At 69.7% G+C, this 22426-nt stretch carries 20 protein-coding genes; 10 read left to right on the top strand and 10 right to left on the bottom strand.

Going from position 1 to position 22426, the window contains the following annotated elements:
• Nucleotides 1-133 precede the first annotated feature (133 nt).
• Entirely contained in the window at nt 134-3673 is a 3540-nt protein-coding gene (gene dnaE / locus IG75_RS0130265) for a DNA polymerase III subunit alpha (RefSeq protein WP_030524757.1), read from the top strand.
• Nucleotides 3674-3681: 8 nt separating this feature from the next.
• On the opposite strand, the gene IG75_RS0130270 is transcribed toward dnaE, so the two are convergent.
• The 3 genes from IG75_RS0130270 to IG75_RS38595 all read right to left on the bottom strand — a co-directional run bounded on the left by IG75_RS0130270 (nt 3682) and on the right by IG75_RS38595 (nt 5703).
• Nucleotides 3682-4137: a deaminase gene (locus IG75_RS0130270; protein WP_030524758.1), complete on the bottom strand. Its 456-nt coding sequence runs from the start codon at nt 4135-4137 to the stop codon at nt 3682-3684.
• A gap of 107 nt (nt 4138-4244) precedes the next feature.
• Entirely contained in the window at nt 4245-4946 is a 702-nt protein-coding gene (locus IG75_RS0130275; RefSeq protein ID WP_036515567.1) for a RibD family protein, read from the bottom strand.
• Nucleotide 4947: 1 nt separating this feature from the next.
• The gene (locus IG75_RS38595; RefSeq protein WP_081877238.1) at nt 4948-5703 is read right to left on the bottom strand and encodes an NUDIX hydrolase; all 756 of its coding nucleotides are present in this window, start codon (nt 5701-5703) and stop codon (nt 4948-4950) included.
• 185 nt (nt 5704-5888) lie between these two features.
• Between IG75_RS38595 and IG75_RS0130285 the strand changes: the two genes are divergently transcribed.
• The 3 genes from IG75_RS0130285 to IG75_RS0130295 are packed head-to-tail and all read left to right on the top strand — an operon-like array spanning nt 5889 to nt 11256.
• Nucleotides 5889-7247, top strand: coding sequence for a hypothetical protein (locus tag IG75_RS0130285; protein WP_030524761.1), 1359 nt, complete (start codon nt 5889-5891; stop codon nt 7245-7247).
• A complete protein-coding gene (locus IG75_RS0130290) occupies nt 7244-8266 on the top strand; it encodes a glutamate ABC transporter substrate-binding protein (protein ID WP_051715128.1) in 1023 nt (340 codons plus the stop codon). Before IG75_RS0130285 ends, IG75_RS0130290 begins: the two co-directional genes overlap by 4 nt.
• Before the next feature lie 5 nt (nt 8267-8271).
• Entirely contained in the window at nt 8272-11256 is a 2985-nt protein-coding gene (locus IG75_RS0130295; protein ID WP_425600714.1) for a serine/threonine-protein kinase, read from the top strand.
• A gap of 273 nt (nt 11257-11529) precedes the next feature.
• Here the strand turns inward: IG75_RS0130295 and IG75_RS0130300 are convergent, their stop codons facing one another.
• The gene (locus IG75_RS0130300; protein ID WP_030524764.1) at nt 11530-12630 is read right to left on the bottom strand and encodes a CaiB/BaiF CoA transferase family protein; all 1101 of its coding nucleotides are present in this window, start codon (nt 12628-12630) and stop codon (nt 11530-11532) included.
• Between the two features lie 141 nt (nt 12631-12771).
• On the opposite strand from IG75_RS0130300, the gene IG75_RS0130305 reads away from it, so the two are divergent.
• Nucleotides 12772-13317 carry a methylated-DNA--[protein]-cysteine S-methyltransferase gene (locus IG75_RS0130305; RefSeq protein WP_030524765.1) on the top strand — a complete coding sequence of 182 codons (546 nt, stop codon included), beginning with the start codon at nt 12772-12774 and terminating at the stop codon, nt 13315-13317.
• Nucleotides 13318-13349: 32 nt separating this feature from the next.
• Here the strand turns inward: IG75_RS0130305 and IG75_RS0130310 are convergent, their stop codons facing one another.
• Nucleotides 13350-13742 (bottom strand): VOC family protein, encoded by a 393-nt coding sequence (locus IG75_RS0130310; RefSeq protein WP_030524766.1) that lies wholly within the window; start codon nt 13740-13742, stop codon nt 13350-13352.
• A gap of 94 nt (nt 13743-13836) precedes the next feature.
• Between IG75_RS0130310 and IG75_RS0130315 the strand changes: the two genes are divergently transcribed.
• Both IG75_RS0130315 and IG75_RS0130320 read left to right on the top strand, forming a co-directional pair.
• Nucleotides 13837-14790: a helix-turn-helix transcriptional regulator gene (locus tag IG75_RS0130315; protein WP_030524767.1), complete on the top strand. Its 954-nt coding sequence runs from the start codon at nt 13837-13839 to the stop codon at nt 14788-14790.
• A 74-nt stretch (nt 14791-14864) separates the two neighbouring features.
• On the top strand, nt 14865-15242 hold the full coding sequence (locus IG75_RS0130320) for a YdeI/OmpD-associated family protein (protein WP_051715132.1): 378 nt from the start codon (nt 14865-14867) through the stop codon (nt 15240-15242).
• Between the two features lie 102 nt (nt 15243-15344).
• Here IG75_RS0130320 and IG75_RS0130325 read toward each other — a convergent pair whose 3' ends face one another.
• Nucleotides 15345-17156, bottom strand: coding sequence for a cutinase family protein (locus IG75_RS0130325; protein WP_051715135.1), 1812 nt, complete (start codon nt 17154-17156; stop codon nt 15345-15347).
• A gap of 759 nt (nt 17157-17915) precedes the next feature.
• On the opposite strand from IG75_RS0130325, the gene IG75_RS0130335 reads away from it, so the two are divergent.
• Entirely contained in the window at nt 17916-18794 is an 879-nt protein-coding gene (locus IG75_RS0130335) for a TIGR03854 family LLM class F420-dependent oxidoreductase (RefSeq protein ID WP_030524770.1), read from the top strand.
• 86 nt (nt 18795-18880) lie between these two features.
• On the opposite strand, the gene IG75_RS0130340 is transcribed toward IG75_RS0130335, so the two are convergent.
• The 3 genes from IG75_RS0130340 to IG75_RS40460 form a co-directional block, all read right to left on the bottom strand.
• Nucleotides 18881-19246: a DUF4345 family protein gene (locus tag IG75_RS0130340; protein WP_030524771.1), complete on the bottom strand. Its 366-nt coding sequence runs from the start codon at nt 19244-19246 to the stop codon at nt 18881-18883.
• Nucleotides 19247-19413: 167 nt separating this feature from the next.
• Nucleotides 19414-19572, bottom strand: a complete 159-nt coding sequence (locus IG75_RS39385; protein ID WP_156059250.1) for a hypothetical protein — start codon at nt 19570-19572, stop codon at nt 19414-19416.
• Between the two features lie 131 nt (nt 19573-19703).
• Entirely contained in the window at nt 19704-20372 is a 669-nt protein-coding gene (locus IG75_RS40460; protein WP_051715137.1) for a quinone oxidoreductase family protein, read from the bottom strand.
• An 11-nt stretch (nt 20373-20383) separates the two neighbouring features.
• On the opposite strand from IG75_RS40460, the gene IG75_RS0130355 reads away from it, so the two are divergent.
• Nucleotides 20384-20938, top strand: a complete 555-nt coding sequence (locus IG75_RS0130355) for a TetR/AcrR family transcriptional regulator (protein WP_051715141.1) — start codon at nt 20384-20386, stop codon at nt 20936-20938.
• 52 nt (nt 20939-20990) lie between these two features.
• Nucleotides 20991-21473: a DUF456 domain-containing protein gene (locus IG75_RS0130360; protein ID WP_030524773.1), complete on the top strand. Its 483-nt coding sequence runs from the start codon at nt 20991-20993 to the stop codon at nt 21471-21473.
• A 24-nt stretch (nt 21474-21497) separates the two neighbouring features.
• Here the strand turns inward: IG75_RS0130360 and IG75_RS0130365 are convergent, their stop codons facing one another.
• Nucleotides 21498-22364, bottom strand: coding sequence for an amidohydrolase family protein (locus IG75_RS0130365; RefSeq protein ID WP_030524774.1), 867 nt, complete (start codon nt 22362-22364; stop codon nt 21498-21500).
• Nucleotides 22365-22426 lie beyond the last annotated feature (62 nt).

Genomic DNA, 22426 nt, shown 5'->3' on the forward strand with positions numbered 1-22426 from the left:
TGTCTCCGCTGTCATGTCGATTGTTCGACTCAGCACATTTGAGCTGGTCATATGTAGCCAAAATGACCATATCGGCCCACCGGATCGACAACCGAACCGGCCGCGGGCCCGGTCCTACGGCACGGGGTGATCGATGACGGACACGTCTTTCGTGCATCTGCACAACCACACCGAGTATTCGATGCTCGACGGTATGGCGAAGGTGGGGCCGCTGTTCGCGGAAGCCGAGCGCCTGGGGATGCCGGCGGTCGGGATGACCGATCACGGCAATATGTACGGGGCCGCGGAGTTCTTCCGGCAGTCCCGGGATTCGCCGGTGAAACCGATCATCGGTATCGAGGCGTATATCGCACCGGAATCCAGGTTCTCCGGCAAGCGCGTCTTCTGGGGTGAGCCCGGGCAGAAATCCGACGATGTGTCGGGGTCGGGCGCGTATCTGCACATGACACTTTTCGCCCGGAACGCAGTGGGGCTGCGCAATCTGTTCCGGCTCTCGTCGCGTGCGTCGTTCGAGGGGCAGTTGGGGAAATGGCCGCGGATGGACGCCGAACTCGTCGCCGAACACGCCGACGGTGTCCTGGCGACCACGGGGTGTCCGTCCGGCGAGGTCCAGACCCGCCTACGGCTGGGGCAGTTCGACGCCGCCTACGCGGCCGCGGGCCGCTGGCGCGATATCTTCGGCCCGGACAACTTCTTCCTCGAAGTGATGGACCACGGGCTGGCGATCGAACGCCGGGTCCGCGACGGTCTGCTCGCCGTCGGCCGCAAGGCCGGGCTCACCGCACTGGCCACCAACGACTGTCACTACGTGCTGCGGGAGCAGGCGGCGGCCCACGAGGCGATGCTGTGTGTGCAGACGGGGAAGACGCTGTCGGATCCGGCACGGTTCCGGTTCGACGGTGACAGTTTCTATCTCAGGTCCGCGGCGGAGATGCGCGCCCTGTGGGACGAGGAAGTGCCCGGCGCCTGCGATACCACCCTCGCGGTGGCCGAACGTATCGAACCGTACGACGAGGTGTGGGAATTCCGCGACCGGATGCCGGTGTTCCCGGTGCCCGAAGGTCATACCGAGGACAGCTGGCTGCGCCGCGAAGTGGACGCGGGCCTGCGCTGGCGGTTCCCCGCGGGCGTACCCGGCAGTTACCGCGGCCGCGCGCAGTTCGAGCTGGACATCATCCGCGACAAGGGCTTTCCCGCCTACTTCCTGGTGGTCGGCGATCTGGTGGCGCACGCGCGCCGGGTCGGTATCCGGGTCGGCCCCGGCCGTGGTTCGGCGGCGGGGTCGCTGGTGGCCTACGCGCTGGCGATCACCAATATCGACCCCATCGAGCACGGACTGCTGTTCGAACGGTTCCTCAACCCCGAACGCCCGTCGGCACCCGATATCGATATCGATTTCGACGACCGCCGCCGCGGCGAGATGATCCGCTACGCCACCGACCGCTGGGGCGCGGACAAGGTCGCGCAGGTGATCACCTTCGGCACCATCAAGACCAAGGCGGCCATCAAGGACGCCGCCCGCGTCCAGTTCGGTCAGCCCGGGTTCGCGCTCGCCGACCGGATCACCAAGGCGCTGCCGCCCGCGGTGGCGGCCAAGGACATCCCGGTGGCCGGGATCACCGATCCCGGCCACGAACGCTACGGCGAGGCCGCCGAGGTGCGAGCCCTCATCGAGGCCGAACCGGATATGCGCCGTATCTACGACACCGCGGTCGGACTCGAGGGGATGGTCCGCGGCGCCGGGGTCCACGCCTGCGCGGTGATCCTGTCCAGCGAACCGCTGCTCGATATCGTGCCGCTGTGGAAGCGCCCGCAGGACGGGGCGATCATCACCGGCTGGGACTACCCGTCGTGTGAGGCCGTCGGCCTGTTGAAAATGGATTTCCTGGGTCTGCGCACCCTCACCGTGATCGGTGACTGCCTCGACAATATTCGCGGCAACCGTGGTATCGAGATCGACCTGGACACCCTCGCCCTCGACGACGAACCCACCTACGCCATGCTGGCGCGCGGCGACAATCTCGGGGTGTTCCAAATGGACTCGGCCGGTATGCGGGAGCTGCTGCTGCGGATGGCCCCCACCGAGTTCAACGATCTGGTGGCCTCCAACGCCCTCTACCGGCCGGGGCCGATGGGCGTAGGGGCGCACTGGTCCTACGCCGATCGCAAGAACGGGCGGGAAGCGGTGACGCCGATCCACCCCGAACTCGACGAAGCGCTGCGCGCGGTCCTCGCCGAAACCTACGCGCTGATCGTCTACCAGGAGCAGATCATGCAGATCGCGCAGCAGGTCGCCGGATACTCCCTGGGCCAGGCCGACCTGCTGCGCCGGGCGATGGGTAAGAAGAAACCGGAAGTGCTGGCCATGGAGTTCGAGAACTTCCGCGACGGTATGCGCGGCAACGGCTACAGCGACGCGGCGGTGACCGCGCTGTGGGAGGCGGTGCTGCCGTTCGCCGGCTACGCCTACAACAAATCGCATGCCGCCGGTTACAGCCTGGTGATGTACTGGACCGCCTACCTCAAGGCCAACTATCCGGCGGAGTTCATGGCCGCCCTGCTCACCTCGGTCGGAGACGACAAGGACAAATCGGCGATCTATCTGGCCGACTGCCGCAAACGTGGGATCCGGGTGCTGCCACCGGATGTGAACCAGTCGGCGGCCACGTTCACCAGCGTCGGGCCCGATATCCGCTTCGGCCTGGGCGCGGTCCGCAATGTCGGCGAACCGGTGGTGCGGGCGGTGATCCGGGCACGCGAGTCGGCCGGTGCGTTCACCTGTTTCTCCGACTACCTGACGAAAGCCGACAGTGTGGCGTGCGCCAAGAAAGTGGTCGAATCACTGGTCAAAGCGGGCGCTTTCGAATCCCTCGGCCATCCCCGCAAAGGCCTGTACACGATCCACTGCGAAGCGATCGACGCGGTGACGGTCACCAAGAAAGCCGCGGCACGCGGACAATTCGACCTCTTCTCCGGAGATACCGCCGACCCCGCGGCGAGCGCCTCCGTGTTCGCGGTACCCGTACCCGACGAGGAATGGGAAACCCGCGAGCGATTGAGTTACGAACGGGAGATGCTCGGGCTCTATGTCTCCGGACATCCGCTCGACGATATCGCCGCCGCGCTGGGCGCCGCCGGCGACACCCCGCTCGCCGCCCTGCACGACGGTCGCGTCCCGCACGGCCGCCGGGTACGGCTGGCCGGCATCATCGCCGCCGTCGACCGGCGCGTCACCCGTAAGGGCGAGCCCTGGGCGGTCGTGCGCCTGGAGGACCTGGAGGCCGGCGCCGAAATCCTGTTCTTCCCCGCCGCCCACGCCACCGCCGCCGGATATCTCACCGAGGACGCGATCGTGGTGATCACCGCGACGGTCAGCGTCCGCGACGGGCGCCGGTCGCTGCTGGGCGATCAGGTGACCGCACCGGATCTCACCGCCGGTACCGCCGGACGACCACTCACCCTCACCCTGCCCGTGGCGGCCTGCACCCCGCATACGGTCCGCGCCCTGCGCGAGACCCTGCAGCGGCATCCCGGCCCCACCGACCTGCGAATCGACCTGATCGGCGCCCGGGGTCCCCGGCTACTCGCCCTGGACCCCCGCTTCCGGATCACCACGTCACCCGCGCTGATGGGTGAGCTGAAAGCGCTGTTCGGACCGGCTTGCCTGCGCTGACGAGACGTTCAGGACAGATCGAGGTGGCGGTTCACCGCCATGGCGGCCTCGGCCAGCTCCGGGAGTTCGAGTACCCGCACCCCGTGCTCGCGCAGTTTCTCCACTCCGACACAGTTCTCGACGAACGTGGACGGTTCACGCCACGCGATCACCACCACCGGGATACCGGCGGCGAGCACGCGATCGGTACAGGGCAGCCGCGTTTTGGTCGCCCGCTCCGAGCAGGGCTCCAGGGTGCTGTAGAGGGTGGCCTTCCGCAACCGCGGATCGTGCGGATCCAGTTTGTCCAGGGCGGATTCCTCGGCATGCACCTTCGGGTCGGTTTCCCGCGAATAGCCGGTGGCTATTTCGGCGCCGTCGGCGACGATCACGGCGCCCACCGAGAAAGCACCGGGTGCCTGCGGACTCCGGCGCGAGAGATCGATCGCCCGGTTCATCCAGTAGTGGTGGTCGGGTTCGGGCACCGGGCCTCCTAGATGGCGCTGTCGGGCGTAACCCGTCCACGGTCCGCGCACGGCCGAAGGTGGATGCGCGGGTACGCGAGAGCGCATGGCCGGGGCGGATGCGGAGATTACGCCTGAGGTCGATATCGCAACACTGCCACATCCCCGAGCCGCTCCACCTCGACCAGGCGCATCCGATGGGTGGAACCGCCGGGAAACCGCGCGGGATGCAGGAACCGCGGGGCGGCGGGATCGCCGACGAGTGTGGGCCCGACCGCGACCAGTAGTTCGTCGGCCAGTCCGGCGGACAGGAACGCGGTGTGGATCCGGCCGCCGCCCTCTACCATCAACCGCCCGATGCCCCGGGCGCCGAGATCGTCCAGCAAGGGACCGAATTCGAGTTCTGGGCCCAGGGCCACGATCTCGGCCGGTGCGGTCAACCGGTCGCGCAGCCGCCGGGCCCCCGCGTCGGTGGTGTAGACGAGCGGGGCGTGCTCGGCGGTACCGGACCGCCAGAAACGAGCCTCCGGATCCAGTTCGCCGCGCGCGGTCACCGTCACCTTGCGGGGGTACTCCGGCCGGCCCGCGGCGATCCGCTGTGCGCGCCGCGACTCATCGCGTACGAGCAACCGCGGATTATCGCGCCGCAGCGTCTCGGCTCCCACCAGAATCGCGTCCGACCAGGCACGGATACCGTCCACCCGGTCGAAATCGGCGTCGTTGGACAGCAGCAGGCGTTCGGGCTCCATATCGTCGATATAGCCGTCGACACTCATGGCGACCGACAGCAGCACATACGGCCGCGCGGCCTCCTCCGCGCCGTTTCCCAACTCAGCGCTCCGATCCCAGCACCGCGCTGCGCGGAATGCCCAGCACCCTGGCCTCCGCGTCTGCGGCCGCACCGAGCCCGGCCTCCGGATCGTCCGCCTCGCCCGCCGGATGCGGGGACCCGCTCGGTTCCGGATTCTCCGGCGGGTACGGCGGGTTCAGCAGCACCGCGCGGTCACCGGGCCCGTCGGGTTCGGCGTGCAACCAGACGAACTCCGCACCCAAATCGACCGTGCGCGGCAGGGTCGCGGCCAGCTCCGCCGCGTCCGCCGCCGGACACTCTCCCGGGTCCATCCAGGCGAAGGTGGCCCGCAAACCGGGCCAGGCGTGCGCGAACCCGGCGTGCAGCGGACGCTGATCCACCTCGTCCTCCGGAACCCACGCCAGTTCCACACTCTCCATGTTCGGGCGCACCGGCAGCGGTTTGCCCGCATCGGCGATCACCGTCGTGTAGGTCCAGCCGCTCAGGGCGGTGGCGGTGACCCGTTCGGCACGCACCCGGATATCCGCGGCCTTGATACCGGCCTCCTCATCGGCTTCACGGACCGCCGCGTGCACCGCCGACTCGTCGCTGTCGCGGGCCCCGCCGGGCAGCGCCCAGGTCCCGCCCTCGTGACTCCACAGCGCGCGATGCTGCAGCAGCACCGCCGAACCACCGCTGCCGATCGGGGCACGCAGCAGCAAGCCGGCCGCACCGAACAGGCCCCAGTGCCGCACACCACCGGGGCTTATGGACCACCCGTCACCGTCACCACGCATCTCGCACCGCCCTCGTCGACCGTTGCCTCCATCCTGCCCCACCGGTGGTGGTGGGTGGTGCGTTGTGGAGGTCGGGGCGCGCGCGTGGACAATACCGAATACGCTCATGGCAGCGGTGTGAGCGATCTCGCGCGGCACCGGCGGAGCGATGCAGCGCACACGGCGCCCAGAGTTGGAGGGTGGACATGACGCGGTTGGCGGTGGATCGGGTGGTATCCGAACCCGACCCGGCCCACCCGGAACCGGCGCCCGCCCGCGGGCGGGCGCGGGTCGTCCGCCCCCGGCTCGCGCAGGCCTGGAAGTGGTTGAATCCGGCACGGTTACGCCTGTTCGCCCAATCGTCGCCCGGGCGGCTGCTCGGCGTCGGGCTCCTGCTGATCGTGCTGTCCATGGGGTCGGGGGTGATCACCGCGGGCGCCGTGCACGACCGTCAGAGCGACCTCGACGTGCTGCTCGCCCACACCGAACCCGATGCGAACGCGGCACATCGGCTCTACACCGCGCTCTCGGTGGCCGACGCCGCCGCGGCCACGGCGTTCATCTCCGGCGGCCTCGAACCCGAGCAGGTGCGCGACCGCTACAGCCAGGCGCTGGGGGAAGCGGGTGCCGATCTGGTGACGCTGTCCGGTGACGACCCCCAGGACGTTCTGCAGCGGATGGGTATCGGGTCGGGACTACCCGTGTACTCGGGTCTGGTGGAGACCGCGCGGGCGAACAACCGGGAGGGCCACCCGGTCGGGGCGGCCTATCTGAGCGAGGCGTCGTCGGAGATGCAGACGGTGCTGCTGCCGACCGCCGAACAGCTGTACGTGCGGCGCGCGGCCGCGGTCGACACCGCCCAGGACCGGCACGTCCGGCCGCCGTGGTCGGCGATCGTGTTGCTCGTCGTCGCCGTGCTCGCGCTGGTGTGGGCGCAACGGCTGCTGGCCCGGCGGTGGCACCGCACCTTCAACCCGGGTCTGCTGCTGGCCTCCGGCGCATTGCTCACGCTGATGTTGTGGACGGTGATCGCCGGATCCGTTTCCTCGGTGGCGATGTCCAGCGGCCGGGCCGACGGGACGGTGCCCGCCGCCCGGCTCACCGAGAGCCGGATCCTGGCCCAGCAGGCGCGTTCGGCGGAAACACTCAAACTGGTACGCCGCGACACCACCGGCGACTACGATCACGCGTTCGACGCCAACATCACCCGGCTCAACGAACTGCTCGCCGGGCACACCGACCGGGCGACCGCCGACGCGCGGGCCGCGCTACTGCACTGGCTGGCGGCGCACCAGCGGATGAACGAGGCACTCAACCGCGGCGAATTCGCCCGTGCGGCCGCGATCGCCACCGCGCCGGGCGCCGAGAACGCTACCGTTCATGTGGAAGCTCTGGACATCGCGCTGGGTAACGGGATCACCGAGACCCGGGACACGCTACGCAGCAATATTTTCCACAGCGCCCGGGTACTCGACTATCTGGCACCAGGTGCGTTGATCCTCGGCTTCGCCGCCGCGGCGTACATCGCCTTCGGCATCTGGCCAAGACTGCGGGAGTATCGATGAGGTTTGCGCGAAACCCGATCCGACCGGCGGCCCCCCGGCCGTCGCGGCGATCGTGGCCGCTGCGGGTCGGGGTGGCGTGTACCGCGCTGCTCCTGGCCGGGTGCGCCACCGGCCCGGGCCCGCACCACGAGGTAGCGCACAGCGACTACTCCGAGCCGCCCCTGCCCGCGCAGGCGACGGCGATGGAGGCCGACGGCCCGCTGCCCCTGCCCTACGAACCCACCAACTGCGGTGATCCCACCGCCGGCCTGCGTCCCACCGGCCCCGGCGCGACCGGCCCGGTACTGGACCGGATCCGGGCCCGTGGCCGGCTGGTGGTCGGATTGGACACCGGCAGCAACCTGTTCAGCTTCCGCGATCCCGAGAGTGGGGTGATCGTCGGCTTCGACGCCGATATCGCCCGCGAGGTGGCCCGGGACCTGTTCGGCGATCCCGACAAGATCGAATACCGCAGTCTCGGTTCCGAGGAGCGGGAAGCGGCGCTGATCGAGCACCGGGTGGACATGGTGGTCAAGACCATGACCATCACCTGCGCCCGCCTGGCCAGGGTGTCCTTCTCCACCGTGTACCTGAAGGCGCACCAGCGGGTGCTGGCCGTACAGAATTCGGGAATCCAGAGCTTGCGGGATCTGGCGAACAAGCGGGTGTGCACGATCCGTGGCACCACCTCGCTCGAGCAGATCAGCCGGATCCAGCCCCAGGCATCGATTCTCACCGTCCCCACCTGGGCCGACTGTCTGGTGGTCCTGCAGCAGCGGCAGGTGGACGCGGTCAGTACCGACGACGCGATCCTGGCCGGACTGGCCGAACAGGACCCGTACACCGAGCTGGTGGGCCCGAGTATCAGCGAAGAACCGTACGGAATAGGCATTCCCAAGGGCGACGACGACCTGGTGCGCTTCGTGAACGGCACCCTCGACCGGATCCGCGCGGACGGTACCTGGAACCGCCTCTACAACCAGTGGCTCTCGGCCCTCGGCCCCTCCCCCGGACCCCCGCCGCCGTCCTATCGGGACTGATCGCCGTGACGACGGACGAGTCGGTCGACCGGTCCGGCTCCGGGGACGTCCCGGAGCCGCCCCCGACCCGTGCCGTCGACGCCGCCCGCCTCCGGCAACCGGACGGGCAGCCCAGTGCGGCCACCCGGCTCGGGGCGGGCCGCGTGCGCGACGATCACGGCACTTCCGGGTCCGTCACGGGTCCGGGAACCACCGCCGCGGCGGGCACCGCCGCACACTCGGAAACCGCTGATGGAGCGGGCACGGCCGGGCACGCGGAATCCGTCGCGGGTATGCCCGATTATTCGGAACCCCTTGTGGAGAGCACCGGATATTCGGAAACCATCGCCGATGCGGGCACCGGCGGCTATCCGGAAACCGCCGACGGCGCGGGTACCGCTGCGCAATCGACAAATGCCGGCGGCGCAGATACGGCCGCATACACGGAAGCCGTGGCCGAAGCGGGCGCGGCCGGCCACCCGGAAACCACCGCCGCAGATACCGCCGCGCCCCCGGAAACCGCCGCCATAGCCGGTACGGCCGCATACGCGGAAACTGCTGCCGACGCGGGTCCGGCCGGCGATCCGAACGAGACCCCTGGCGCCCGTTCCGACGTGCACATCGAAACCGTTGCCGCCGCCTATACCGCCGACTCCCCGGAAACCGCCGCAGTCGCGGAAACCGCCGACTCCCCGGGAACCGCCGCAGTCGCGGAAACCGCCAACTCCCCGGAGACCGCCGCAGTCGCGGGAACCGCCGCATATCCGGGCACCGCGGCGGCCGTGGCGTCCGCGGGCACCGGTGTCCGGACGGGCTCGGGGTCCACCGGGAGTTCCGGGCGCGGCAGCGGTTCCCAGCTGCGTACCGGCCGCAGCAGCCGCACCGTGCGGTCCCGGCCCACGGTGCGCACCCTGGTCGCCGGCCTGGTCGAGATACCGCCCGTCGAAGCCGCCGACCCGGTCGCCGCGGTCCTGACCGATCCGGTGGTCGCGGAGGGCAAACGGTTCTGCTGGCGCTGCGGCAAACCGGTGGGCCGGGCGAGCGCGAGCGGTCCGGCCACCACTCGCGGTATCTGCCCGAATTGCGGCGCCGCCTTCGATTTCCGGCCGACGCTGAGTCCCGGGGATATGGTGGCCGGGCAGTACGAGGTGCAGGGCTGCCTCGCGCACGGCGGGCTGGGCTGGATCTATCTGGCCGTGGACCGCAATGTCAGTGACCGCTGGGTGGTGCTGAAGGGTCTGCTGCACGCCGACGATATCGAGGCGCAGGCGGTGGCTGTGGCGGAGCGGGAGTTCCTCGCCGAGGTCGCTCATCCGGGCATCGTGAAGATCCACAATTTCGTCGAACACCTGCTCTCGGACGGTGAGCCGATCGGCTTCATCGTGATGGAGTACGTGGGCGGCCGTTCCCTGCGCAGCATGCTCGACGACCGTAAACGGCCCGAGCGGATCCCGGTGGCACAGGCCATCGCCTACATCTTGGAGGTGCTGCCCGCGCTGGACTATCTGCACGCGACCGGGCTCACCTACAACGACCTCAAACCCGACAACATCATGGTGACCGAGGATCAGGTCAAACTGCTCGACCTGGGAGCCGTCGCACCGATCGAGGCGTACGGGAACCTGTACGGCACCCGCGGTTTCCAGGCGCCCGAAATCGCCCGCACCGGCCCGACGGTCGCGTCCGATATCTACACGGTGGGCCGCACGCTGGCCGTGCTCACCCTGAACATGCCGACCGAACACGGCGCCTACCGCGACGGTCTGCCCGCGCCGGAGGACGAACCGATCCTGTCCCGGTACGAGTCGTTCCACCGGTTGCTGCTGTGCGCCACCGATACCGATCCGGACCGGCGGTTCCCGTCCGCCGGAGCCATGGCCGACCAGCTGTCCGGGGTGTTGCGGGAGATCCTGGCCTTCGATACCGGGGTGGAGCGGCCGCACCGGTCCACGGTTTTCGGTAAACAGCGCAGTGCGTTCGGCGCCGAGGAACTGATCGGCCAGACCGACGCCTACGCCGACGGGATCGCGCGCGACACCCTGCTCTCGGCCGCCGATATCGCCGCCGCGCTGCCGATCCCGCTGCTGCCCCGCACCGACCCGGCCGCCGCCCGGCTGACCGACACCTTGCAATCCGATCCGGACCAGGCGCTGGCGGCGCTGCACGAGGCACGCGAGCAACTCGCCGAGGACCCGGCCGCGGCACCGGAGAACCTGGAACGCGAACTGCGCCTGGCCGAGGCCCGCATCCTGCTGGATCTGGACCGCGTCACCGAGGCCACCGATCTGCTCGACGCCATACCGCACACCGCCCGCCGGGATTGGCGGATCGACTGGTACACGGGCATGGCGGGCTTACGCGAGAAGGATTACGAGAAGGCCTATTCGGCGTTCGACGCGGTATTGCGGGTCCTTCCGGGTGAACTGGCACCGAAACTGGCCCTGGCCGCCACCGCCGAACTCGTACTCCAGCACTGGGCACCGGACGAGACCCGCGCCTGGCGCGATTACGCCGAGAATTTCTACGCCACCACCTGGCGTACCGATCACGGGTTGGTGAGCGCGGCTTTCGGTTCGGCCCGCCTGCTCACCGCCGCCGGCCGCCACCGGGAGGCCGTCACCGCCCTGGACGAGGTGCCGGGTTCTTCCCGCTATTTCACCACCGCCCGGATGACCGTGGTCCTGTTGCTGCTCACCAGCGCACCCGTGGCGGAACTGCCGGAACACACCCTGCGCGAGGCGGCGGCCCGCGTGGAGGCCCTGCCGCCGGACGAACGCCGGGCCGTCCAACTGCGGGTGATGGTGCTGGGCTGCGCACTGGCCTGGTTGCAGGCCGGTAATACGCCGCAGCGGCCCCGGCCACCGCTCATGGGGGTCGCGTTCACCGAGCACGCGTTGCGCGACGGCACCGAATCGGGGCTGCGCACCCTGGCCCGGTTCGCCCCCGGCCGCCGTCATCGCTACGCCCTGGTGGACCTGGCCAACTACATCCGGCCCAACACCTGGTTCTGAATCGCGCGTCCGAAGCTCCCCGGATCGCGCGTCCGGCCGGGCCGGTGAGACGTTCACCGGCCCGCCGAGAATACGAAGTCCGCGATCCGGCCGTGCTCCGATGTCCGTGCGGCTGTGGGCAGGCCACCGCTGCTGTGCCTCGCACAACCCATCCGGCGGTCGCGCCGGTGCGCCGACTCGGCGGACCGGGTCCGGGCTCGCGCTACCGGATCGTTCCGGCGACGGTGTTCGACCGAGGTGGCGGACCGGCATGAACCGGCCCGCCCGCGGAATTCAGTCCGCCCAGATGGTTTCGATCGGGGTGGCCTCGGTGGGCGGCGGGGTGGGCACGCCGTTGGGGGTGCGGGAGAACCGGGGCGCCGGGGCGTGCTGGGTGACGTTGTCCAGTTCGATGAGCGAACCGCGCGCGGCGATATGTTCGTTCTCGCCCGCTTCGTCGAAGGTGAGCACCGGGCTCACACAGGCGTCGGTGCCGGTGAAGATCGCGGCCCATTCGTCGCGGGTCTTGCTGCGGAACTTCTCGGTGAACAGTTTCTTCAGTGTGTCCTGCCCGGCCGGGTCCATCTGGAAGGGCAGCCCTTCGGGATCGATCTCCAGACCGGCCAGCAGCTGGGCATAGAACTGGGGCTCGATCGCGCCGACTGCCATGTACTTGCCGTCGGAGGTCTCGTAGGTGTCGTAGAACGACATACCGGTGTCGAGCAGGTTGGTTCCGCGTTCGGAGGACCAGGCACCGGTACCGCGGAAGGCCCAGATCATATTCGACAGCGCCAGCGTCCCGTCGACCATCGCGGCATCGATGACCTGGCCTTTACCAGAGTTCTGGCGTTCCACCAGGGCAGCCAGGATGCCGAACACCAGGAACATGGAGCCGCCGCCGAAATCGCCGACCATGTTCAACGGGGGCACCGGCCGTTCGCCCTTGCGGCCGATGGCGTGCAGGACGCCGGTGAGGCTGATGTAGTTGATGTCGTGCCCGGCCCGGTCCGACAGCGGACCCTCCTGGCCCCAGCCGGTCATCCGGCCGTAGACCAGGCGCGGGTTGCGTTCGAGCAGGTCGTCGGGTCCCAGTCCCATCCGTTCGGTGACGCCGGGCCGGAAACCTTCGATGAAGACGTCGGCTTTGTCCACCAGCCCGAGAACCTTCTCGATATCGGCCGGGTCCTTGAGGTCGGCCTCCACGACCGTGCGGCCGCGCAGCTGCGGCCGGTCGGCGCCGCCGGGCAGCTGACCGGCGCGCTGGACCCGCACCACATCGGCGCCGAGATCGGCCAGCAGCAACGCGGCATGCGGCCCCGGCCCGATTCCGGCCAGTTCGATCACGCGAATGCCCGCGAGCGGGCCCTGCTTGGTGGCGGTGGATGGTGTACTCACGCCCTACCTCGGTTCGTCGTCGATCCAGTGTCAGCCCCGCGGGGCATATTGACAGTATGACAACAGCGGCTCCGAGTCACGGGGTCGGTGCGGTCCGCCCCGGCGCCGGTGGTTGTCGGTGGGCACGAGCAGACTGTCGGTATGCCGGACAGTGCGGTCGCGCCGCTGGACGCGACGGATTTCGACACCGCGATCGGCCGCTGTACCATCGCCTGGCGGGCGGACGCCGTGGCCCGCTTCTCCCTCCCCGGCCACGACCCCGGCACCGGATTCCGCGGCGGCGACGCCCGCCCGGTCCCCGAGCCGAGCACCGGCCCGCGCGCCGAGGCGCTCGCCCGCATCCGCGCCCACCTCGACGGCGATCTCGACGATCTGCGCTGGATACCACTCGACCTCACCGGACCACCGGAGTTCCACCGCGCGGTGTACGCGGTCACCCGGGCCATCGACCCCGGGCACACGCTCAGCTACGGGGAGGTCGCGCGCCGCTGCGGCGCGGCCGGGGCCGCGCAGGCGGTCGGTCAGGCACTCGGCAGCAATCCGATTCCCCTCATCGTGCCCTGCCACCGCGTCCTGGCCGCCGACCATTCCCTGCACGGTTTCTCGGCGCCGGGCGGTATCGATACGAAATCGAAGCTGCTGGCGATCGAACGCACCCCCGGCTTCGGCGAACCGACCCTGTTCTGATCGGAAACGGGCCCGGGGATACGCGGAAAGCGTTACTTCCGGTCGAAGACCTGCACATAGTGGGCATTGCTCATGATGCCGAGGATGTTCCCGAACGGGTCCACCACCGAGCCGGTGACGAAACCCGGGCCGCGGGTGGTAATCGGCTCGTATTCGGTGGCGCCCAACTCCAGCAGGCGCTCGTAGGTGGCCGCCAGGTCGTCGACGTGCCAGTACAGGATCGCACCGCCCGGCCCCGGTTCGGCGCGCTCCGGTTTGTGCGCGCCGTCGATGAGGCCGAATTCGTGCTCGTAGTCGCCCACCCGGAATTCGTAGTACCCCGGCACCGCGAAGTAGGGCGGCGTCCCGAAGAATTCCGTGTACCAGTCCCGGGCGGCCGCCAGATCGTCGGCGTAGAAGTTCACTGTCGTCATTCCGCGCAGCATCGTTGTTCTCCTCGGTCGTGGTTCGAGCTGGTGACACCATCCTCGCGCGCAAAGTGCGCAACTTCTGAGCACTTTCCCGGGAAGAATCGGGGCTATGCGAGCCGATCGATTGGTAGCCACCCTGCTGCTCATGCAGACGCGGGGGCGGGTCACCGCCGCCGAGATCGCGGCCGAACTGGAGGTGTCGGTGGCGACCGCGCGCCGTGATCTGGAGGCGCTGTCGACCGCCGGCGTCCCGGTATATCCGCAGCCCGGGCGGGGCGGCGGCTGGCAGCTGGTCGGCGGGGCGCGCACCGATCTGAGCGGTTTGACCGCGGGCGAGGCGCGGGCGTTGTTCCTGCTCACCGGCCCGTCCGCGGGGGCGGTCCCGGAGGCGCGCTCGGCCCTGCGCAAACTGTTGCGTGCCCTCCCGGCGACCTTCCGCGGCGAGGCCGAGGCCGCCGCCGACGCGGTGGTGATCGATCCGGCAGGCTGGGGCCGCACCGAACGCGAAGTCCCCGAGACGGTACGACTGTTGCAGCAGGCGGTAGTACAACGCCGCCGGGTGGCGGTGCGGTATCGGGGCCGCGCCGGTGCCGCCACCGATCGGGTGGTCGATCCATGGGGCCTCGTCGACAAGGACGCCGTCTGGTACTTACTGGCCGGCACCGAGCACGGCCGCCGGACCTTCCGGCTGGACCGGATCTCGCACGTCGAACCCCTCGACCAGGAAGCGCACCGGCCCGCCGATCTCGACCTGCCGGCCATCTGGGCCGAGGTCGTCGAACAGATGGAACAGCGCCGCGCGACCACATCCGCCACCGTTCTCGTCGGCGAACGGCTGCTGCCGGTGCTGCGCGATCGGCACGGCAGGCACTGCGAGGTCGCCGGAGCCGCGCCCGACGGGCGCGTCCGGGTGCGGTTCACCGCGCACACACCGCGGGCGATCGCCGAACAACTCGCGGGCTGGGGCGCGACCGTCGAAGTCGTGGAACCGGACTCGGTGCGCCGTGAGCTCGCGGCGCTGGGCGCGGAATTGATCGAACGCTACGGCGGCGCCAGGAAATAAGTGCTCATTCGGTGCGCACTTATCGCTGGATGATCGAAACAGACCACCGCACTCCAGCCGGAAGAGACCCACATATGCCCATCGCCGACCACACCCGAGCCGCCACCTTCGATGACGCCGAGGACTACGCGAGGTGGCTTTCGGCCAACCACGCCACCGCCGCCGAGATCTGGTTGAAGATCGCCAAGAAGAACGCACCCGTCCCCACCGTCACCATCACCGAGGCCCTGGACGTAGCCCTCTGTTACGGCTGGATCGACAGCCACCGCCGCGCCCTCGACGCCGACCACTACCTCCAGCGCTACTCCCCGCGCACACCCAGGAGCCCGTGGTCGGCGATCAACCGGGGCAAGGCCGAGAGTTTGATCGCCGCGGGCCGGATGCGGGAGCCGGGTTACGCGGCCATCGAATCGGCGAAAGCGGACGGACGGTGGTCGGCGAACAGGTCCTGATTCCGCCGGGTCGCCGGGTCGCCGGGTCGCCGGGTCGCCGGGTCGCCGGGTCGCCGGGTCGCCGGGTCGCCGGGTCGCCGGGTCGCCGGGTCGCCGGGAAGGCTACGTCCGCTCCCTTACTCGTTGGACGAACTCGGCCGCTCGCTTTCGGCCCTCGTACCAGAGCCCGCGCACCGCGGCCGCCACCCACCGCACACCGTGCGTCCGATGGGCGATCCTGATCGCGCCGCACGTACCCGCCGAGACCGCCGCCAGCAGCACCAGCCCGAGCAGATATGGGGCGAGGCCGTGCAGGGATCGTTGTGCCGCGGTCTCGGCGACCGCGCGCGTCCGAGGTGGCGATTCGGCGCCTACCGCCACATTGCGAATATCCGGCTCGCGGACGGGCGGGGCAGGCTGCGGCGCCGGCCGTGGTGGCGCGGGCGCGGGGCCGGGCTCGGCGGGGGCGGGAGCGGCCGGAGCCGGCGGCGCCGGGGACGGTACGGGGACGCGATTGGTGGCGAGGTCTTCGGCGACCGCGGTGAACCATTTCAGCACCACGTCGGCGGCAGGCCGGCCGTCCGCCGTGTAGCCGGCGTGGAAGTAGTCGCCGTGTTTGCGGACCGTATCCGCGTAGCGCAGCCACAGTCCGGGGTCGAGGAGTTCGGCGTTCTCGGCGCTCAATTGGCCGAGCGCGTTGAACGACTTGCTGATCAGATTGAACACGGTGCGCCGGGGCAGCGGGCGGCGGGCGCCGGCGACGAGCGCGTCGGTGGCCCGTTCGATACCGGTCAGCGGGTCGGGCGCGGTGGCGATACCGGCGACCTCGGCGGGTTCGAGGGCGATTCCGATGATGGCCAGCAGGGTGTTGAGCGCACTGGTACCCAGTTTCAGCAGTGCTTGGCGGGCCTGCGGTTCGCTGCTCGAGCGCGGGTCGGCGGCTTCGGCGAGTCGGACACCGAGCGGTTTCTCCGGTGTCAGCGACAGTGTGCCCAGGGAGTATCCGCGCAGATCGTGGGTGACGACCGCGGTCGCGGTGCGCGAGAGCGTCGCGGAGAAACCGTCGCCGATCGATGCCAGCGCCGCCACCGGGTCCGACGGGAGCAATTCCGCCTGGCCGAGGATGTTGACCACCATATGCAGCAGCGGGGCGTCGGTGGGGGCGTCGCAGGCGAGGTCACCGGGCAGGCACAGCGAGGCGACCCGGCCGGTGAGTTCCCCGAAGTCCGACGCGATATCACGCAGTGGCCCGATACCGCCGCCCGGCGCGGGATGCTGCGGAAATGCTTGCAGCACCGCCAGTTCCGCACCCGTGGTACCGGGTGCCGGTGCCGGACGCCCGGCGTCCGGCAGTCCGGGGAACACTGCCGCTCCGGGGGCACGGGTGGGGTCGGCCAACAATGCCACGGCCGCGACCCGGCCGGCCGGCACCGCACCCCGGCCGGTGCCCACCTCGCGCGCGAACATCGAAACGACATGCGCGCCCTGCGAGTAACCGACCAATCCCAGCTGAGAACCCGGACAGCGCCCGGCGACCTCGGCCGCCATATCGCGCAACCGTTCCAGCCCCTCACCCGCCGAGACGGAATACGGTGCCGTGGTGGCACCGGGTAGTGCGCCGCCGAAACCGGCCATGTAGGGAACATAGGCGCGGCCCACGGCCGGCCCGCTCGGCATTTCGGTCAGCGGACCCAGCACCTGCGACAGCAGCCCGACATCCGCGGCCACCGGGGAATCCGGGGTGGATTCGCCGGTCCCCTGCACACCGAGAACGAAGAGGCCCGGGCAGCCCCCGGCCTCCGCCAACGCCACGTCGACGCCGTCCTGGGCACGGGCGACCGCGGGTGGCCCGATCGAGGGTGCGGCGACCGATACGGTCACCGCGCCGGCGACAGCGCAGACCACTCGCTCGAACACCGTCCGGGCGCGGCTCATCCAGACCTCCGACCTGATCAGAACGGCGCGGCCCCGGGCAGTGCCGCGCGGCAATCGACCTCGCGCGGGCCCGCTAGGGAACGAGCAGCGCGATAACGAGATCCAGCACCGTGCCGACGAGCTGTCCGACAACACTCAGAAGCAACTGAACTCCTCACAGCGAACGCGAATGCGCCGGGACGTATCCGAGATGCCCGGCACGAAAAGGGTTGCTACATCGGAATGCCCGCTCCGGCCGTCACCGCGCGGCGATGGTCCGGAGCGGGCATCCCACAACGAGTTCGCCCGCACGGAAGTGCACGTCAGGTGCAGTGTTCACGGGCACCTCCGCCGGCGGGGCGACCTCTCAGAAGAGGACGCCGCCGAGGCCACCGACCACAGCGGCGAGGTTCGTGACGACGCTACCGACGAGTTCCAGCAGACCACCGAGCAGTCCCATTTCAATCCTCGCTTCTCTGGTTTCGTTGTCCGCCCGGGCGGGCGCCCGGGCTCTTACGGTTGCGCTCTCACCCAAGCCCCCGACAGCCGATGGACGAGGCCGAACATAGTGTCCTAGCAGCAGTTATGGCTTGTAGCTATGAGACATACCATCTGGTATTCGGCACCGGTTCGCACATGGATGGGCAGAACCTGTAACGAATTCCGCACTGCGAGCGATGGGCCCCGCCACTACCGCGCGCGAAGAGCTCAGCTCCTCGCCCCCGACCCGACGCCGTAGGGTCGCGGTACGGGCAATTCGTCCAGACCAGGAGTGGCGTGATGAAGATTCGATTCGGCGTCGGTACCGGCTCCGGCAGCGATCCGGAGGACCTACCGGAACTCGTGGATCGACTGGAGGCCGAAGGGATCGATTCCCTGTGGTTCTCCGAATTGATCTACGCACCTGCCGTGGACCCCACCGTCGGGATGGCGTTCGCGCTGTCGCGCACCGATCATCTGAAGGTCGGGACATCGGTGGCCATCCTGCCCGGACGCCACCCCGTTCTGGTCGCCGAACAGCTGGCCTCGCTAGCGGCGCTCGCACCCAAGCGGGTGCTGCCGGTGTTCGGCTTGCAGCCGGCCACCCCGCAGGAACGCGATCTGTTCCCGGTGGCCGGGCGGCGCGGCGACGTCTTCGACGAATCCCTGCGGCTGCTGCGCGCTGTACTGCGGGAAGACGATGTCGACTTCGACGGCGACTACTTCACCGTGCGCGCGGCGCGGGTGGGCAGACGCCCGGCCCGGCCCCTGGACATCTGGCTCGGCGGGCGCGCACCCGCCGCGTTTCGGCGCATCGGCCGGTACGGCGACGGCTGGCTGGGCAGTTTCCTCACCCCCGCCGAGGCGGCCGCCGGGGTGGCGGCGATAAACACCGAGGCCGCGGCGGCCGGGCGGGAGATCGAAGCCGACCATTTCGGGATCACACTGCTGCTGGCGCCGGACGGTATCCCGGCCGACCTGGCAGCGGGTATCGCGCACCAACGTCCGGGAACCGACCCGGCCGACCTGGTCGCGGGCAGCTGGCCGGACCTGCACCGGCTGGTCGACGGCTACCTCGACGCCGGGCTGAGCAAGTTCGTGGTGGTCCCGGCGGCGGGCAAACCGCTGGACGGCTTCCTCGATCGTTTCGTCACCGAACTCCTGCCACGCCAGAACTGAGATCGAGGCCGGGACAGAGTCGATTCGTCCGACGCCGGGCAGCGCTCACCGTCGGCAGCCGCGGCCGGGCCCGTACCTCGCAGCCGTCAAGCGACCGCGACCAGTGCGGCGGCCGCGACCACCTCCACCCAGAAGTAGAACCAGATGGGGTAGAACGCGACCGAGCTGTCCAGTACCCGGGAAACGACCCGGCCGGCCGCCATCCCGGCGAGCGCGACGGCCACCGCCAGCACCACACCCCGGCCGAGTTCCCCGGTGTCCAGAGCCGCCCAACCGAGCGCGCCCGCGACCGCGAGCCCGAACCCGCCGTACACCGCGCGAACCTCGGAGCGTCCGGTGGCCGTGGTTACGGGAATACCGAAGGGCGCGGTCAGTTTCGCCGGCACGGCGAGCGCGTACAGACCCATTGCCGCGAAAAGGATTGCTGCCACGAGCAGTACCACCGGCCGCATCACTACCTCCACATTTCGTCTACTGGTCGGCCCATCATCCGCCCGGCCTGCGGGCCCGGCTTCCGGAAACGTGCTCCGGCCCACCACTGCGGCCACGGCCGGACGGCCACCGTCCCGGGCACGCTGCGCTCAGCCGCGGAACGCAGGTCGAGCGGCATCGCTGCCGCTCAGCACGACGCTGCGGCCCGCTCCACTCGGCCGCCCCCGGCACCCGCGAGCCGGTCGGGAACGCCCACGGTGAGCGTGCGGCCACGGGCGGCACCCTCGACCGCGGCCGCGTAGACACCCGCGACCTCCGACACCGGCGTACCGGCGGTGGCGTCCATCCCAACGACCGCATTGTTTCGCTCACCCGGCCCGGGCAGGCCACGTTCGGCCGGATACCCCGCGGCATCTCCACGGTGGGCGATTGCGGAAAGGCCACCCGCGCCTACCAGCTGAAGGACGGCCCGTCTGCTCAGGGGGTGAGGATGGTCTTACCGAGCGCGGTACGGGCCTCGAAGGCGCGGTGGGCGCTCGCGGCTTCCGCCAAGGGCAGGACCGTGCCGATCACCGGATCGAGTTCGCCGCGCACGACCAGCTCCTCGGCCCGCCGGACCAGTTCCGGCCAGCGCTGCGGGCGGTAGCCGAGACTGAACGGGATGAGCGCGGCGCCGACCGGGAGGAGCTGGTCCGAACCGATTTGCACCGGATTGCCACTGGCCGAACCGAAGACGACCATCCGGGCGCCCGGCATGGTGAGCAGACCGTAGGCCTCGCGTGCGGTCTGCCCGCCGACGGTTTCCAGCACCACCGATACCGGCCCCACCTCCTCGGTCCAGCCGGGTCGTGAGTAGTCCACAGTGGTGTCGGCGCCCAGGTCGGCAGCCAGACGCCGCTTCGACTCCGCGCTCGCGCCGGCCACGACCCGGGCACCGGCCCGTTTGGCCAACTGCACCAGCAGGGTTCCGATACCGCCACCGGCCGCCTCCACCAGGACTGTGTCACCGGGACCGATCTCGGCGGTTTCGAACACCCCGACCGCCGTCGCGCCCTGCCCGAGCAGCGCGAGCGCGCGATGCTCGCCGAGCCGGTCGTCGAGCGGCGCGGCATCCGCCGCGGACCAATAGTCCGCTTCTGTCAACACGAGGAGTCCCGGTGCGTGCCGACGCCGAACGCAATCGCGCCGCGATCCTGGCCGTCGCCGGGCGGCTGATCTGCGACGAGAGACGCGACAACGTCTCCATGGACGACATCGCGGCGGCCACCGGAGTCGGCAAGGGGACGCTGTTCCGGAGGTTCACCGACCGTGACGGACTGGTCCGCGCACTGGTCGAGGAGCGCACCGGCCGGGGCTGGGACACCGTGCGCGAACTCGCGGCGGATCCGGCAGTGCCCGTACGGGATCGGATCGCGGCGGTCGTCGCGGCGGTGTTCGACCTCACCGCGATCGAGCTCACCCCGCTGATGCGCGCCCTGCCCGACGTCTGCGAATCCGACACCTGGGCACCCTGGCGCAGCCTGCTGGCCGATCTGATCGCGCAGGTCACTCCCGATGCCGACACCGAATTCCTGGCGTCGGCGATCTTCGCGAGCATGCGTCCGGAGATCACCGATATGATCGGCGCCCGCCGCCACCGCGCCGGCGTGCTGGACCTGACCGCGCGCATCCTGGCCACCGGCGTTCCGTCCGGAGCGGCATTCGGCCGGTGACATGCGCGAAATCGGACCGGCGACCGCGTCCGTCCCGGGCTACTTTGGTGCTGTGAGCGCTTGGGGAGAAATCGTTGTCGGCCTGGTGATCCTGGTCGGTCTCATCGGCATCGTGGTGCCGATTCTGCCGGGGGTGATCCTGATCTTCGGGGCGATCGCCGTCTGGGCCTTCGTCACCGGCGGGACGACCGCGTGGGCAGTACTGGCGATCAGTACCGTCCTGCTGGTCATCTCCGGAGTCGTGAAGTACACCTGGCCGGGCCGCAAACTGAAGGAAGCGGGAGTGCCGAACCGGACGCTGCTGCTGGGCGGTCTCGTCGGCATAGCCGGGTTCTTCGTGATCCCGGTGGTCGGGCTTTTCGTAGGCTTCATTGTCGGCGTGTATATCTCGGAACTGCAGCGGCTCCCCGACAATCGGCAGGCGTGGGTATCGAGCAAACACGCGATCAAGGGCGTCGGGCTCTCGATCCTGGTGGAGTTGCTGGGTGCGTTGCTGGCGAGCGGGGTATGGGTGATCGGCGCGATCGCCGCATGAGCCGCCGACCCCGGAGGGGCCGGGTCAGCTCGGGCCGGAACGCTTTTCGATGATGGGCAGCGGCCGTGTCGTCCCGTCGTGAGCCGACGGCCGGTCGTCGCGCGGTGGCACGAACAGCGGCAGGGTGGGGGCGGGGTCCTCGATGGTGCGGTCGATCGCGGGCAATCCGTAGAACGCGCGGGCATTGTCCTCCAGCACCGCGTTCATATCGGTGCCGACCACATCGCAGATCAGCTCCACATCCGATTCGCGGAACGGCCGGCCCGCGCGGGTGCCGGGCAGATCGCTACCGAACATCAGCGCTTCCGGGCTCACCGCATGGATACGGCGCAGTGCCGTGGCGACATTCATGTCGACCCGCCCGAAACCGGTTGCCTTCACCCGCGCACCCCGGTCGACCAGGTCCAGCAGGTACGACAGACCCTCCTCGGACATCCCGAGATGGTCGATGGACACCTTCGGCAGTTTCAGGATCACCGGTTGCAGCGAGGCCAGCATCTGGCCGTCGACGTAGATCTCCACATGCCAGCCCGCCAATTCGTAGGCCCGCAACGCCTGCCGGGTCATACTCGCGATATCGGCGGCCGCGCGTTTGAGGTTGAACCGGACCGCGCGCACACCGGCCTCGTGCAGGTCGAGGATCTCGGAATCGGAGGCATCGAGATCCAGACGGGTCACGCCGACCCAACCGGGTCCGAGCTCGGCCAGGGCAGCGCGCAGATAGCTCTGGTCGTTGCTCTGGAACGAGGCGCTCACCACCGCACCACCGGAAGGCCGGAACCGGGACATCCGCCGCCGATAGTCGGCGACGGTATAGGGCTCCGGTAGGTAGCCTTCGTTCTCGATCAGCGGAAAACGCGGATCGATGATGTGCACATGGGCGTCGAACACTGCTACAGCATGCCTGATAGATCGGGGCGCCCGCTGCTCTCGACCATGGACCGGGAGCAGCG

Origin of the sequence: Nocardia rhamnosiphila NBRC 108938, from assembly GCF_000720425.1 — a bacterium.
GTDB lineage: Bacteria > Actinomycetota > Actinomycetes > Mycobacteriales > Mycobacteriaceae > Nocardia > Nocardia rhamnosiphila.

What these genes read in the sequence shown, in the direction of transcription:
- dnaE (WP_030524757.1), top strand. Translation starts at nt 134, where the DNA reads ATGACGGACACGTCTTTCGTGCATCTGCACAACCACACCGAGTATTCG.
- IG75_RS38595 (WP_081877238.1), bottom strand. Translation starts at nt 5,703, where the DNA reads ATGCGTGGTGACGGTGACGGGTGGTCCATAAGCCCCGGTGGTGTGCGG.
- IG75_RS0130285 (WP_030524761.1), top strand. Translation starts at nt 5,889, where the DNA reads ATGACGCGGTTGGCGGTGGATCGGGTGGTATCCGAACCCGACCCGGCC.
- IG75_RS0130290 (WP_051715128.1), top strand. Translation starts at nt 7,244, where the DNA reads ATGAGGTTTGCGCGAAACCCGATCCGACCGGCGGCCCCCCGGCCGTCG.
- IG75_RS0130305 (WP_030524765.1), top strand. Translation starts at nt 12,772, where the DNA reads ATGCCGGACAGTGCGGTCGCGCCGCTGGACGCGACGGATTTCGACACC.
- IG75_RS0130310 (WP_030524766.1), bottom strand. Translation starts at nt 13,742, where the DNA reads ATGCTGCGCGGAATGACGACAGTGAACTTCTACGCCGACGATCTGGCG.
- IG75_RS0130315 (WP_030524767.1), top strand. Translation starts at nt 13,837, where the DNA reads ATGCGAGCCGATCGATTGGTAGCCACCCTGCTGCTCATGCAGACGCGG.
- IG75_RS0130320 (WP_051715132.1), top strand. Translation starts at nt 14,865, where the DNA reads ATGCCCATCGCCGACCACACCCGAGCCGCCACCTTCGATGACGCCGAG.
- IG75_RS0130325 (WP_051715135.1), bottom strand. Translation starts at nt 17,156, where the DNA reads ATGAGCCGCGCCCGGACGGTGTTCGAGCGAGTGGTCTGCGCTGTCGCC.
- IG75_RS0130335 (WP_030524770.1), top strand. Translation starts at nt 17,916, where the DNA reads ATGAAGATTCGATTCGGCGTCGGTACCGGCTCCGGCAGCGATCCGGAG.
- IG75_RS0130340 (WP_030524771.1), bottom strand. Translation starts at nt 19,246, where the DNA reads ATGCGGCCGGTGGTACTGCTCGTGGCAGCAATCCTTTTCGCGGCAATG.
- IG75_RS39385 (WP_156059250.1), bottom strand. Translation starts at nt 19,572, where the DNA reads ATGGACGCCACCGCCGGTACGCCGGTGTCGGAGGTCGCGGGTGTCTAC.